This is a genomic window from Nostoc sp. EspVER01, assembly GCF_034530635.1.
In the GTDB taxonomy this organism is placed as follows: Bacteria; Cyanobacteriota; Cyanobacteriia; order Cyanobacteriales; family Nostocaceae; genus Nostoc.
In genome coordinates, this window is record NZ_JAVRCS010000011.1 from 131,014 (window position 1) to 145,542 (window position 14,529).

Genomic DNA, 14,529 nt, shown 5'->3' on the forward strand with positions numbered 1-14,529 from the left:
TTTTGAACAAGATTTCAGATAAAACCCTGATAAAACTGGCTTTTCAGTCTCAGTATGTTTTCAGAAATCAAATCGGAGTCCTATATGAAGATAGGAGGGTGGAATGGAGCTTACTAAGTCGCTGGATTTATATCCCCGACTTCTTGCAGATACTTGGAGCGTAGAAGTCGGAGATTTGGGCAGCATATCAATTAGGAGCGTTGACCGGTGACAATATATGCTACTCTTTGACCGATATTTGTCGCATGATCTGCCATACGTTCCAGACAACGAATTGCCAGTGCTAGCAGTATAATTGGCTCGACTACACCAGGCACATCTCGTTGTTGGGCTAAAGTCTGATAAACGCGATCGTAAGCATCGTCTACAGTATCATCCAGATGCTTTAAACGGCGTCCACCGGCTTCATCAAAATCTCCCAAAGCCTTTAAGCTAGTTGCTAGCATCGCCTGCGCGTGAAGGGACATAGCTTCAATGTCGGGCATTGACGTATGAGGCGCGTAAGGAAAAATTTTAATCGCAATTTCAGCTAAATCCTCAGCATAATCGCCAATGCGCTCTAAATCTCGCACCAGCTGCATAAAAGCACTCAAGCAGCGCAAATCAGGAGCCGTAGGCGCTTGTAGCGTCATAATCGCCGTACAGTCTGATTCGATTTGACGATAAAAGCGATCGATCTTTTTATCTAATCGGGGGAGTTCCTCAGCGGCTATTAAGTTACGAGTAAATAACGCTTGGTGGCTGAGGCGAAATGATTGTTCTACCAAGGCACCCATGCGTAATACATCCCGTTCTAAGCGCCTAATGGCGCGTGCGAGTTGTGGTCTTTGAGGATTGGGAGTATAATCGACGGCTTTCACACTTGTTTTCTCAAAGGTGAAGATATTACTAACTATAGTCTTGGCTTAGGGAGTTTGCCATAACTTCAGGAAATTGGAGTTGCATCCACGCACCGCCGGTTTCTGGATGGTTCATCGCTTTGATTGAACCACCGTGAGCAATTAGAATCTGCTCAACGATCGCTAAACCTAATCCACTGCCAACGATCGCTCCTATGGAGTTACTATCTTGGGGAGAATGGGTTCGGGCTTTATCTCCTCGATAAAATCGCTCAAAAACGTGGGGTAAATCTGCCTCAGAAAAGCCAACTCCCGAATCAATAAGATTTATTTCCAAGATTGGGGAAACAGGATCGTTATCTTTTGTTGATAAGATTTTCGCTTCAACATGAATACTTGTGCAAGGAGGACTGTACTTAATGCTGTTGTCTAGCAAGTTGAGAAAAACCTGGTAAATCCTGGCTTTATCTGCCTTAATCCACAGATTTTCGGGGCCAGAATAAGAAAAAGACAGATGTTGACGTTGTGCTAAGGGTTCTAGTGTTTCCCAAACAGATGTAATTAGCGATCGCAATTCTACAGCTTTGGCTTGCAATTGCAGATTTGGGTTTGCTTCCATTTGGGTAAGGTCTAACCAGCTTTGCACTAAGTTAATCAGCCGGTCAACTTCTTGCATGAGGCGGTTAACCCAGCGATTTAAAGGTGGTTCCAAGCGATTTTGTAAAGTTTCTACAACCAAGCGAATCGAAGTTAGCGGTGTTCTGAGTTCGTGTGCTAGATCGGAAAAAGAGCGATCGCGTACTTGATTTATATCTAATAGGGGTTGACGATTTTCTAAAAATACTCCCACTTGTCCATTGGGTAAAGGCAAACTAGACGCCCGCAAAGCCAGAGATTTGATTGTTGCCATCTCTGCCGTATCATCACAAGATGGATGAAATATCCATTCTCCCGTTTGTGGTTTTTGGCGATCGCGAGTTTGCTCAATTAAATTGTCAAGTTCATAAGACCGTACCAACTCCAATAACAAGCGCACCTGTTCTGGTTGCCACCTTTGCAGATACAAAATTTCCTGCGCCTGTCGATTGCACCACAGCAGTTGATTTTCCTCATCCACCTGCAAATATCCCACTGGGGCAAAATCTAGCAGGTCTTGGTAAGTTTGCAACGACTGCTGCAAATCTTGTCGCTGCTGTTTCACCATCGCTATTTCCTGCCGCAACCCAGGAATCAGCAGCAGTCCCATCTTATAAGAATGCGAGGTTAACGGTCGGAGTAAGCGCCCCAGGTAGCGGTTAAGTTGAATCTGTTGCCAAATCCAAAACCCAATGCCTACCGCTAAACCCAGAAAAAATCCCAATAAAAGCATTTGAGTTGTTAGTTTTTTGGTGACTACTAAAAACTAACAACTATCGAAACTAATTATCCAAACCTATAGCCAAAACCTCTTACAGTCACAATATATTCGGGGTGACTGGGATCTTGCTCTAATTTTTCGCGCAACCACCGAATGTGAACGTCTACAGTTTTACTATCGCCGACGAAATCCGGCCCCCAAACCTGATCGAGCAATTGTTCCCGTGACCATACCCGGCGGGCGTAACTCATAAACAGCTCCAGCAAACGGAACTCTTTGGGAGAAAGACTCACTTCTTGACCGCGAACTAGCACGCGACATTCTTGGGGATTTAAGGAGACATCCTTAAATTTTAATACTGGTATTGGTGGTAAATTACTTAGGCGTTGGCGGCGGAGTAAAGCGCGACAACGAGCCACTAACTCTCGCATACTAAAGGGTTTGGTCAGGTAGTCATCTGCACCCACTTCTAACCCCAAAACACGGTCAGTTTCACTACCCTTAGCACTGAGCATTAAAATAGGTACTGGGTTGCCTTGATGACGCAGCAAACGGCAAATATCTAGCCCATTGATTTGCGGCAGCATCAAATCAAGAATGACCAGATCGAAGGGAAGTTCCCCTGAATTGGTTTCAAAACTTTTGAGATATTCTATAGCAGACCGCCCATCAGGGGCAGTTATCACCCCGTAACCTTCTTCTTCCAGAGCTACAGCTAGCATTTCCTGGATTAATTCTTCATCTTCTACTACTAGAATACGGCTGGTTTGTCCAATGTCCGTTCTGGCAGAATATTTGGTCGATTCACTGGTATACATTGATATCACAAAAGTCTACGACTGTGTTTGTATCAATTAGGATGATGAGTCTATTATCTCGCCTTACTGCAACCGCGCTTCTACTAGGGTTAATTCTTTTAGATTTTCTTTACAAAAAGTAATATACACCACAGCAGTATCCTAAATCATAAATCACTGTGGCTGCAAGCTTCTAATAGTTTTTAATTAAAGACTTTCAATTTTCGATTCTGTCTTCACAAGATCCAAAGACACTATTGCATGAAGATTATCTTGACAGAGGAGATTAGTTTAGGTATATTTATCTTAGTACAAAAATACTATAAAACCTCAAAAGAAAAACTATACTGAAAAACAGAAGGACATATATGTGGAAAATTCGTACCCACTAAGTGTCAGATGTGGATCATTTCAGTATTTCCACTGCGTTAAAAATGTTGATTTAAAGGCTACTCTGATGTCTGCATAGGGTAGTCATTGGTATGGCTTGCTACCCAATAAATCATTTGCCTATTGAAGGGAGTTGGAAGATGACTACAGTTGGAGTCAAAGACAGCAAACAACAACTAATGCAAGCATTTCAACAAATTATTATCCAAAGAAAAAAACTTGAATCCAAAATAGCAACCAAACAAGAGGAAGCAGAAAAGGCAAAAAGTCAAGAAATTCTGCAAGCAGCTTCTGCATATACAGTTGATAGTATTGTCAAAGGTTTAGCTGATTTACAATTAGAGTTTGGCAGTATTCTCAATGGATTATCTGAAAAACTAGCTCAGGAAAATTCCAAGTTAGATGAATTGAACCGAGCTATAGAAATTGAAACTCAACGTCTACAAGAACTGCAACAAATTAGAGTTGTAGCGGATACTTTAGACGTTTTAAGTCAAGAACACCAAGAAAAATTAAAAATTCTCGAACAAGATACTATTAGCAAAAAGGAAGCACTAGAGAAAGAAATTGCAATTAGGCGGAAAGAATGGCAAAAAGAGCAAGCAGAGTATGAAGAAAAACTTCAAGCATATAACGATTTATTAGCCAAAGACCGCCAGCAAGAACAAGAAGAATTTCAGTATAAGTTAGAAACTACTCGCAAACTCAATACAGACAGCTACGAAGGGATAAAACGCCAACAACAAAGGGAAATACAGGAAAATTCTCAAAAGAAAGGGAAAGATTGGACAGAACGAGAAAAGATATTCGCTGAACGCCAACCACTCTTCGCAGATTATGAACAAAAAGTAACTACATTTCCCAGCGAACTGGAAGAAGCCATTAAGAAAGCTAGAGAAGAAGCAATTAAAGAAACAAGCCAAAAAGCTAAAATCGAGGCTGATTTATTTGAAAGAGAATGGGAATCGAACAAACAGAGCTATGAACAAAAAATTCAATCTCTGGAAGAAACAATTAAGAAACAATCTGAGCAAATAGAAGGCATTTCTGCTCAATTGCAAACTGCATTAAAACAAGCACAAGACTTAGCTATGAGGGCTTTTGGTAGTTCTAACCCTAAATAGTTGTGAGTTCGTAGCATCTTAATCATTTTGAATTCCTGAAGAGGAGGTTTGTTGTGGTGGGGAAAAAACCGACTGATAAGAATACTAAAGTAGAAATTCTTCAGGCGTATGAGGAGTTGGCAAAAGAAAAAGCAGCACTGAAATCAGAACTCGATAAAGTTGCCCAAGAAAACCAGTCTGGAACTAAAGAACAGCCTAAATTAGAACAAAAAATAGCTATGAATCAGCTTTCTAGTGTCCAACAAAAAATGAACAATACAATTGAAAGCTTGGCAAAAATTCAATTAGGTTTTGGCAGTGCTGCTAATGAATTATCGGAACAGCTAACCACAAAAGCCTCTAAATTGGAAGAAATTAGGCGAACTTTAGAAGAAGAAATTCAACAATTAACACAACTGCATAATTTAGAAGTTTCTGATGATATCTTGGATACTCTCATCCAAGCCTATGAAGATAATACTAAAGCTTATCAGGAAGAATATAGCCGACGTTCTGAAGTGTTATTCCAAGAAATACTAGAGCAAAGAAATACTTGGGGAAAAGAACAAGAGGAACAGCAACGGGCGATAAAAGAACGGAATGAAAACTTGAATAAAACTCGGCAACGCGATGCTTCAGAGTACAAGTATAATCTAGAACTCCAGCGGCAACTGCAAAATGACGAATACGAGCAGGAACAGAAAGCGCTATATAAGCAACTGGAAGAATTATTACAAGAAACAGAAAAGCAGTGGGCTGAACGGGAGAAAGCAATTTCGGAAAGAGAGAAACAATTTGAAGAGTTAAAAGCCAAGGTAGAGGCTTTTCCAAAAGATAAAGAAGCAGCCATCAAAAAAGCTACAGAAGAAGGCAAAGGCATCGCCAACTACCAAGCGAAAATAAAATCAGATTTATATTCTAAGGAAGTAGAAGGGCAAAAGCGTTTCTATGAACAAAGGCTGCAATCTCTAGAACAAACTATTACTAATCAAGAGACGCGAATTCAAAATCTTTCTAAACAACTTGAATCCGCTCTCAAACAAGTTCAGGATTTGGCAGTTAAAGCTATTGAAGGTACTTCAAATGTTAATTCATATCAGGCAATCAAAGAAATAGCTTTAGAACAGGCAAAGACTCAAGCAAAAAATAAATAAGCTGATTTATTTTTGATGAAAATTGTAGAGACTTAATTTAATTTAAGTCTCTACAAGTAACTCTAATGCTTTTTATTCAGTTTTCTTTGGTTTTTTGAGGTCTGGGGGAGGTTGTACTTTCTTTTTCTTTGTTGGGCTAGCCTGCGTTTGCTTCAATGCTTTGTTGGAATTTTGTTCTGGAATAGACATAATATTAAGTTTTAATATCTATTTTACGGGTATTATTGATTACATAAATATATCACAGAGAATTTAAGTTTAACTAAAACAACTTAGTAAATAATGTTACCTCTGTAGCAACCTTCACTTTTAACGGGATAAATATAAATCTTAATAAATATCTGATGCAAAAGAGACTTAGCACTGCTACGTCTCTACAAGGGTTCTGGATAATCCATATTTAATTTATGGAGATGTTTAATAGCGGGGGTGCGATCGCTTCAGCTAACTACAATAGATTGAATTTCTATCGGGGGTTGAATCTCTGTTTCAACTTGAGCCTCGACAATTGACGTATAAATTGGAATATCAACTTGTATGGCTTCAAAGCTCACAACTAGAGAGTATGGAACACTAGCTTCTGGGTCATTGTTCCAACCTTCATGTCCAACAACTGCAATAGAAAATGCTTCTGTGAGTTCAAATGAATCTACAACAGCCCAATCTTTTTGAAGGCTTCCTGCACTTCTGGATACATCTTTAATTATTCCGTGATTATTTTGTTTTCCTAGCATCCATTTAAAAATACCCTCTCCCTTTTCAGCATCCTCTGGAGCATCATACTCTTTCAAAATCCTTTTCAGAAAGCGTTCTGGATCTTCTCCTTTTTTACTACATTCCCAATCCAGCCAAGTTGAAAGATATTTTCGGCGATTTCTACGGGTTCGACGTGGTTGGGCTTTGTACGATAAAGTAACCTCCAGAAGAATTTTAAATGACTCTCCTTGAGAACGTAATTTTTCTGGTAGTTTTACTTGGTAAACATGAGCTTGTTTAGCTACAATACGGCGCTCTCCTGTTGTCATCAAAGTGATTCTATTGGGAGCATTACCCAAAGAACGATCAACATTGGGAAGACCATAACCAATTTGACGAAGAACGTGCAATTTATTAACATCATTTGCCATTGTCCATTCAGGCCACCTTGCTGATTGCACTATTAATGCACGGTAAAGAAGGCAATTCTCATTGGGTAAATCAGCAGCTAGACGTGCAGCAATATGGCTTACTTTTGGTACTGCAAATGATGTTCCCACTTTGTCAGCAGCAAGTGCAGGGCCACCATTCAATGTTGAACGCACTAATTCAGGACAAACATTGTGAGGATATGTAATGTTAGGTGGTGTACCTTCGTCTATAACAAAATCCCCACCATATTCAACTACTTCTGGCTTAATTGTCTTCCAAATTCCCAATCCAGAGCATGAAAAGGCTGAAGGCTTATCCTTCTGTGAGATAGAAGAATAGGGAAATTGATGGTAATAACTTAGAGCAATTGAACCAACTGTTAAAGCTTGAAAGCTTTGTGCAGGGTTAGCAATTCTACATGAATTTTCTAATAGATAATCTGGATATGGTCGATTGGCTGCCAGATGTTCTTTCACAGATAATCTTGTATAGCCTATTTTCCCGCCTTCGGAAGGTAAATTCCCCGCTGCGACAATAAACAGGATATCCTTTGTCCATGTCAGATTATCAATTGTTGCTGCCCAAGAACTCATATACTGGGTTCGGCAGGGAACAGATCCAGCAATACAATGATTAAAAATTCTTGTTTTTGTTTGGTCGTAGTAAATTTTTACAATTTCACATAGAAAAATTGGGGGAAATAGCTGTTTAGGCAGTTCGCAGTTAGCATCTAGAACTCTTGCATTTTGAATCCAGCAAATAGATTTTTCCTTGCCACTGCGGGGTATAGTCCTGGGGTAAAGAACCGCACCAGCTACTCTAGTTCCATGTCCACCGTTGCCATAATAGTCAGCAGCTGTATGAGTTTCTCCTGGAACCCAAGATTTTGAACTTTGTGAATCAATCGCTGCTTTTAAAAGAAAATGACTTTCTTGAATACCACTATCAATAACACATACATTAGGAGCATTTGATTCTGGTGGCTCTAGTTGAAAATCGATATTACCAACATCTGATAAAGTTTCAGACTTAACAAATTCAGTTATATCATCAGGTAAACTGACATCAAAAATATACGGGAAATTTAAAACTAAATCTTTTAATCCCTTACCAGAAATTTCAATTCTGCAAGAAAAGCTATCTGGTAGTTGAGCCGAATTAGGAATATGTCCATCAATAATATTGAAGATTTCTCCTTGATATCCTTGAACAAAATCTGTAAAATCATCTTCTCTTTCTGACTTGATATCATCCCATTGTTGGTATGTTGAATCACGTTTATTTATCCATTCACTAACTCGTCTAGTATATCTTTCATCAGTTTCGTTAGGCTTTTCTTCTGGATAATCAGAAAATTGAGACTTAGTACCTATGCAGGAAATTCCCACATCTACTATCAAAATGTTATCGTCAGTAATTTTTTCCCATTCATTAAGTAATTCTGGTGATAAAATGTATTCTGGTCTTCTAGTTCCATCCAAAATTTCCCATATTTCGGCAATTTTATTACCACCTCGTTCTGCTTTAATAAATTGTTCTATCTTTGTTTGTAGTTTACTAAGTTCTGGATCATTGGTAGAAGCCCCAATAATATATCCATCTTCTAATTCAGCAATGACCTCAATACCATACTTTCTCAGATCCTCTACATCGAAAGCAATAGGATCTATCTTTAAAATGATAGGTTTAGATTTTTCAGGAAGTGGTGGCTTTCCTTCTTGCTCACGTTTTTCTTGAGTATCTTGCCAATCAAAGATTAAGGATTCAACCGAACCTTTGAGTTTACTTCCATGTCCCTGGCGATTCCCCAGATTAACGACTGTGATGGGATTCTTTTTTCCTCCTCCTGTTGGTAGTACAGCACTTCCTTGTTTTGTCAACCTAAGCGTAATATGCGGAAAACCCTGAGAACTTTCAACCATTTATTTATCCAGACACCAAAAATTAATACTAGGAAACTTTGATTTCTGCGATCGCTTCTTCTAAGTGTTCTTGAATCACTAGCTCCTCTCGCTCAAGGATTGCTCTTTTAGCCGCATCTTGTGCAACCCTCACAGCTTGAGCGGCAGAAAAATCTCTCATCTGCTCAATGATCCTTGGCCAGTTGATAGATCCCACTTCAATTGCAGATAGTGTTTCCTTTAGTATAAATTCTAGCTCCTGTTCTCCGGGTTTGGGTACTGCGATCAAATCATCAAATCTTCTCCAAAGGGCAGTATCCAGAGATTTATTCAAATTTGTTGCTGCTACTAAAAGCCCAGAAGAGGGTTGATACTCATCCAAAATTTGAAGAAATGTATTGACTACTCGCTTAATTTCTCCTACTTCTTGAGAGTCTTCTCGTGTCTTAGCAATTGAGTCACATTCATCAAGAAACAATAAACATGGACTTTTTGAGGCATCCTCAAATACAAGTCTTAAATTGCTGGCAGTTTCGCCTAAAAAAGACGACACCATTGCATCAAACCGAACTTTCAAAAGTGGTAAACCTGTATTCCAAGCTAAACGTTCTGCTCCTAGCGTCTTTCCACACCCAGGAGGGCCATATAAAAGAATTTTTTGTCTGTAACGCAATCCATGATGAGCAAGCCTATCTCTAGCCGCATACTCGCGTTCAATTCGACAGAAACGTTTTTCAATATTTATTGGCAACACCATGTGATGCCGCAAATGATCCCTTGGTATGATAGTTACTAGGGGAAGATTAAATCGCTTACTGGTTGATAATTCAGTTAATGAGTGTAAGTTTTCTGGTATTGAAGAAGCAGGTTTGCTGATGTTAGTAGGCTTCTCTTTCTGGCTTTTTTTAGTGATATTCTCTAACTGGTCAGCTAAGAGAGTATGCCCCTTAGTGCGTTCTTCCTCAATCACTAAATATGTCAGCTTGTCAATCGCTTCTTGATCTGAACTAGCGATCGCTCTAAAAAATCTCTTGAGAAGCTCTGCTTTCATACTGCCTCTCAGTATAAATAGTAATTTTAGACTAACTTAGTACTATTGTACTACAAAAGTATAGTGTGTTATGCATTATAACGCGATCAGCTTGTTTCTAATCATTAGATTAAGTTATGTAATAAAAAATAATTCTTCTGCTTAGGAATTTACTATCTATATCTAAACATAAAACATTGCTTTAAGGTCTATATCATCTTCCCCTTCAATCAACAACAAAGTCATCATATCTCCCTCAACAAACCCTGTTAATCTGAAATCAGACATAGCTTTTAGTTCCTCCATAGAAACTTTCTCAGAATAGTATTTAAATATCATTTTAATTGCTTTATCTTTCTCTAGATAATACTGATAACTACTATCCTTTTGCATCAAATGTTCTACAATTTTTGTTATCCGGGCTAGAAGTACGTCTCTTTACTCACAAACTTCCTGCATAACTTCCTCCCAATTAGTAACTTATTACTCAAATTATAGCTAATCTTTATTTACATAAAAAAGGCGGGCTTTTCAGCCCACCCCACAATATTTTGAGAATATCCTGTTGCTATTAACCCAACAATTGTTTAGCCTTAGCTAATACATTATCAACGCTAAAACCAAACTTCTCTAAACAAACACCGCCTGGAGCCGAAGCACCAAAGCGATCGATACTAACAGTATCGCCTTCAGTACCCACATATTTGTGCCAACCGAAACTAGCGCCAGCTTCTACAGATAAACGCTTGGTGACAGCTTTCGGCAAAATTGACTCTTTATAAGCCGCATCCTGTGCTTCAAACAGTTCCCATGAAGGTAGGGAGACAACACGGACTTTCTTGCCTTCAGCCTTAAGTTTTTCGGCTGCGCCGACGGCGAGGCTCAGTTCTGAACCAGTGGCAATCAGGATGAGATCGGGTGTACCTTCGCTATCCACAACGGTGTATCCACCCTTGGCTACGCCCTCAATCGATGTACCTGCCAAGTTGGGGACGTTTTGACGGGTGAAAGCCAACAGAGACGGAGCATTTTCCTTCGCCTTTTCGATCGCTACTTTATAAGCGCCAGAGGTTTCGTTACCATCTGCGGGACGAAACACTAATAAATTAGGAATAGCTCGCAAGGAAGCGAGAGTTTCAATGGGTTGGTGCGTGGGGCCATCTTCACCTTGTCCTATGGAATCGTGAGTCATCACCCAAATCACGCCAGCTTGAGAAAGGGCGGATAAGCGGATGGCAGCACGCATATAATCTGTGAAGATTAAGAAGGTAGCACCGTAGGGAATTAATCCTGAACTATGCAGCGCGATACCATTACAGATTGCGCCCATACCATGTTCCCGCACACCAAAGTGGATGTTGGGGTTTTCGTAGTGCCCTTTTTGGAAGTCGCCCTTACCTTTGATTTCGGTCAAGTTGGAGTGGGTTAAGTCAGCCGAACCACCAATCAATTCAGGTAAAACTGCCGCTATTTTGTTGAGGCAGGTTTCTGAGTGTTTGCGGGTAGGTAGTCCTTTATCTTCTGGGGTGTAGGTGGGTAGTACCTTGTCCCAACCATCGGGTAGTTTGCTGCTAATGTAGCGTTCAAACTCAGCCGCTTCTTGGGGATACTTAGCTTTGTAATCAGCAAATGTTTTGTTCCAGTCGCTTTCGTAGCCTGCACCGCGCTCAACTGCTTTACGTGTGTGGTTGAGGGCGTTTTCTGGAACTACGAAAGGCTCGTATTCCCAACCCAAATTCTTCCGAGTCAAAGCTATTTCGTCTCCACCAAGGGCAGCACCGTGAACGCCAGCGGTGTTGGCTTTATTGGGGGAACCATAACCGATGATGGTTGTCACCTTAATCATTGATGGTTTATCGGTGACAGCTTTAGCTTCTTCAATTGCTTTGGCGATCGCTTCTAAGTCGGTATTGCCATCTTTAACGTGCAAAACGTGCCAACCGTAAGCTTCAAAGCGCTTGGAAACATCTTCGGTGAATGCCACATCTGTGGAACCGTCGATGGAGATGTGGTTGTCGTCGTACAGAGCAATGAGTTTGCCTAATCCCAAGTGTCCTGCGAAAGAAGCAGCTTCCCCAGAAATACCTTCCATGTTGCAACCGTCACCCAAAATTACGTAGGTGTAATGGTCAACAATCTTGGTATCGGGTTTGTTAAATTTAGCGGCAAGGTGCGCTTCGGCGATCGCTAAACCGACTCCATTGGCAATTCCTTGACCCAAGGGGCCAGTGGTGACTTCCACGCCTGGGGTCATGAAGTTTTCCGGGTGTCCAGGGGTTTTGGATTCCCATTGACGGAATTGCTTGATATCTTCAATGCTTACACTGTCGTAGCCTGTTAAGTAAAGCAGGGCGTACTGCAACATCGAGCCATGACCGGCAGATAAGACAAAGCGATCGCGATTAAACCATTTGGGATTCTTGGGATTAAACTTCAAAAAGCGATCCCAGAGGACAAAAGCCATCGGAGCCGCGCCCATTGGTAGTCCTGGGTGTCCCGATTTAGCTTTTTCTACGGCATCAACAGCCAAGAAGCGGATCGAGTTAATACAAAGTTCTTCGAGGGACAGTTCTTTGGCGGATTGGGTTGCAACAGTCATAATCTCTTGTTTTTAACGACGGGTTAGCACTCTTCGTAGCTTCTTTTGCTGGGGTTATTTTAGATTCCCCACAGTATCCTCATCATCCCACTCCCGCTTGTCGATGGACAAGCGGGATCTCCTGAGTTTCTGGTGATAAATCAAGCAGATAATTGGGTCATGCTGAACGCTTAAGTTATATCGGAATGATATTTCTGATACTTTGGGCATTGGGCATCCCTTCGGCTTACCTCGGCTTCGGTTCCATCGAGCGGAGTCGAGATGCTCGGCACAAGTCGCTCAGGGCAAGTGGGCATGGGGCAAATGAGCAGGTCGGATTAAACTACTGAATTCTGAATTCTGAATTCTGAATTCTGACTCCTGCCTCCTGATTCCTGCCTTCTTTTAAACGTATTTCTTAAAGGCCAGTGTGACATTATGACCGCCAAACCCAAAAGAATTGGATATTGCCACCTCGACTTTTTGAGCGCGGCTAGAGTTAGGCACGTAATCTAAATCACACTCTGGATCGGGGTTTTCCAGATTGATTGTCGGTGGAATTTGGTCATTAGCGATCGCTAGTACTGTTGCGACTGCTTCAATACCTCCAGAACCGCCCAATAAATGACCTGTCATCGATTTGGTGGAGCTAATTGCCACCTTATAGGCGTGTTCTCCCAAGGCTTTTTTGATTGCTGAAGTTTCAGTTGAATCATTAGCTGGGGTACTAGTGCCGTGGGCATTAATATAGCTAATTTCTTCGGGAGTTATGCCAGCATCTTTAAGAGCCAGTTCGATCGCTCTAGCGGCTCCAAGTCCACCAGGTACGGGAGAGGTGATGTGGTAGGCATCACAGGTCATGCCGTAACCGATCATTTCGGCATAAATGTGAGCGCCGCGACTTAGGGCGTGTTGCAGTTCTTCGAGAATTAAAATTCCTGAACCTTCACCCAAGACAAATCCGTTGCGATCGCGGTCAAAGGGACGGCAAGCATGAGCCGGGTCATCATTGTTAAAAGAGAGTGCTTTGCAGGCGGCGAACCCAGCTATCGACAATGGTGTGACAGCTGCCTCCGTTCCCCCGCAAATCATCGCCTGGGCATATCCCCCTTGAATTAAGCGAAAAGCATCGCCTACAGCGTTAGAGCCAGCGGCACAGGCAGTTACAGGACAAGAGTTTGGCCCTTTAGCACCCGTATGAATTGCCGTTAATCCTGCGGCCATATTGGCGATCATCATCGGGATCATGAATGGACTACAGCGATCGGGGCCACGGTTGAGGTAGATAGTTTGCTGGTCTTCTAATACCTTAATGCCACCAACGCCAGAGCCGATCATCACACCTACCTGTTCTGCATTCAGGTCATTGATCGCTAACTCCGAGTTAGCGAGAGCCTGTTTTGCTGCCGCAACCCCAAATTGGGAAAATCGATCCATGCGCTTGGCCTCTTTGCGCTCCAAGTAATCATGTGGATCGAAGTTTTTCACCTCACCAGCAATCCGGCAATCATGGCGAGACGCATCAAATAATGTGATGTAGTCAATGCCATTGCGTCCACTCAATAATCCATTCCAATATTCTGTTGCTGTGTTACCTATAGGTGTAATCGCGCCAACACCAGTTACAACAACGCGTTTACGTGTATGATCTGTCATGATTCAGTTAAAAATGGCGAAAAAGCAGCAGGCAAAAAATTTGAGGTTAGCGACTAGGTACTGGTGAGCCAGCGCGGTCTTAAAGGTTTCCTTTACGAGCGACTGGCATCGGATTTGCTGACTTCAAGTGACTGTCGTTAACGTCAGCATTAGCGACATTAGCAGCGTCACGCGAAGGGTGGCTAGACATTAGAGAAAAATCTCCCCAATCCCAATCCCCAATTCCAATCCCCAGTTAAGCTGAGGCGGTAACTTTGTTATTGATGTAATCTACTGCGTCTTGAACGGATATAATCTGCTCCGCAGCTTCGTCGGGAATTTCGATATCAAATTCTTCTTCCAAAGCCATCACCAACTCAACAGTATCGAGAGAATCTGCTCCCAGGTCTTCCATAAACTTGGCTTGTGGTGTGACTTTATCTGGGGGATCAACACTCAGTTGTTCGATAACGATTTTCTTGACCTTTTCAAAAAGTTCCGCTTGGCTCATAAATAAAAGTCCTTAACCACTTGCTACGATCTGCTCTTTAGAGGAGACATTGTTTTGAGCATATACATCTTATCGTCAAGCGCGATCGCCCGCATACTTCCAAGGG

Annotated in this window: 11 protein-coding genes; 2 read left to right on the forward strand and 9 right to left on the reverse strand. The window is 41.5% G+C overall.

From position 1 onward, the window contains the following. Window positions 1–191 precede the first annotated feature (191 nt). Genes phoU through RMX69_RS12470 form a run of 3 tightly spaced genes read right to left on the reverse strand, consistent with a single transcriptional unit; the run spans window position 192 to window position 3,014 of the window. On the reverse strand, window positions 192–860 hold the full coding sequence (gene phoU / locus RMX69_RS12460) for a phosphate signaling complex protein PhoU (protein WP_322637633.1): 669 nt from the start codon (window positions 858–860) through the stop codon (window positions 192–194). 28 nt (window positions 861–888) lie between these two features. After that, window positions 889–2,208 carry a sensor histidine kinase gene (locus RMX69_RS12465; RefSeq protein ID WP_289799315.1) on the reverse strand — a complete coding sequence of 440 codons (1,320 nt, stop codon included), beginning with the start codon at window positions 2,206–2,208 and terminating at the stop codon, window positions 889–891. 53 nt (window positions 2,209–2,261) lie between these two features. Next, the gene (locus RMX69_RS12470; RefSeq protein WP_094349166.1) at window positions 2,262–3,014 is read right to left on the reverse strand and encodes a winged helix-turn-helix domain-containing protein; all 753 of its coding nucleotides are present in this window, start codon (window positions 3,012–3,014) and stop codon (window positions 2,262–2,264) included. Between the two features lie 509 nt (window positions 3,015–3,523). Here RMX69_RS12470 and RMX69_RS12475 point away from each other — a divergent pair. Together RMX69_RS12475 and RMX69_RS12480 are read left to right on the forward strand one after the other, a co-directional pair. After that, window positions 3,524–4,507, forward strand: coding sequence for a hypothetical protein (locus RMX69_RS12475; protein ID WP_289799316.1), 984 nt, complete (start codon window positions 3,524–3,526; stop codon window positions 4,505–4,507). 53 nt (window positions 4,508–4,560) lie between these two features. Then, on the forward strand, window positions 4,561–5,640 hold the full coding sequence (locus tag RMX69_RS12480) for a hypothetical protein (RefSeq protein WP_289799317.1): 1,080 nt from the start codon (window positions 4,561–4,563) through the stop codon (window positions 5,638–5,640). A 440-nt stretch (window positions 5,641–6,080) separates the two neighbouring features. On the opposite strand, the gene RMX69_RS12485 is transcribed toward RMX69_RS12480, so the two are convergent. The 6 genes from RMX69_RS12485 to acpP all read right to left on the reverse strand — a co-directional run bounded on the left by RMX69_RS12485 (window position 6,081) and on the right by acpP (window position 14,423). Continuing rightward, the gene (locus RMX69_RS12485) at window positions 6,081–8,690 is read right to left on the reverse strand and encodes a S8 family peptidase (protein WP_322637634.1); all 2,610 of its coding nucleotides are present in this window, start codon (window positions 8,688–8,690) and stop codon (window positions 6,081–6,083) included. 28 nt (window positions 8,691–8,718) lie between these two features. After that, a complete protein-coding gene (locus tag RMX69_RS12490; protein ID WP_322637635.1) occupies window positions 8,719–9,720 on the reverse strand; it encodes an ATP-binding protein in 1,002 nt (333 codons plus the stop codon). Between the two features lie 162 nt (window positions 9,721–9,882). Next, window positions 9,883–10,092, reverse strand: coding sequence for a hypothetical protein (locus RMX69_RS12495; protein ID WP_322637636.1), 210 nt, complete (start codon window positions 10,090–10,092; stop codon window positions 9,883–9,885). 178 nt (window positions 10,093–10,270) lie between these two features. After that, window positions 10,271–12,298, reverse strand: coding sequence for a transketolase (tkt, locus tag RMX69_RS12500; RefSeq protein WP_322637637.1), 2,028 nt, complete (start codon window positions 12,296–12,298; stop codon window positions 10,271–10,273). Window positions 12,299–12,682: 384 nt separating this feature from the next. Continuing rightward, window positions 12,683–13,933 (reverse strand): beta-ketoacyl-ACP synthase II, encoded by a 1,251-nt coding sequence (gene fabF / locus RMX69_RS12505; protein WP_322637638.1) that lies wholly within the window; start codon window positions 13,931–13,933, stop codon window positions 12,683–12,685. Between the two features lie 235 nt (window positions 13,934–14,168). After that, window positions 14,169–14,423 (reverse strand): acyl carrier protein, encoded by a 255-nt coding sequence (acpP, locus tag RMX69_RS12510; RefSeq protein ID WP_289799322.1) that lies wholly within the window; start codon window positions 14,421–14,423, stop codon window positions 14,169–14,171. Window positions 14,424–14,529: the final 106 nt, after the last annotated feature.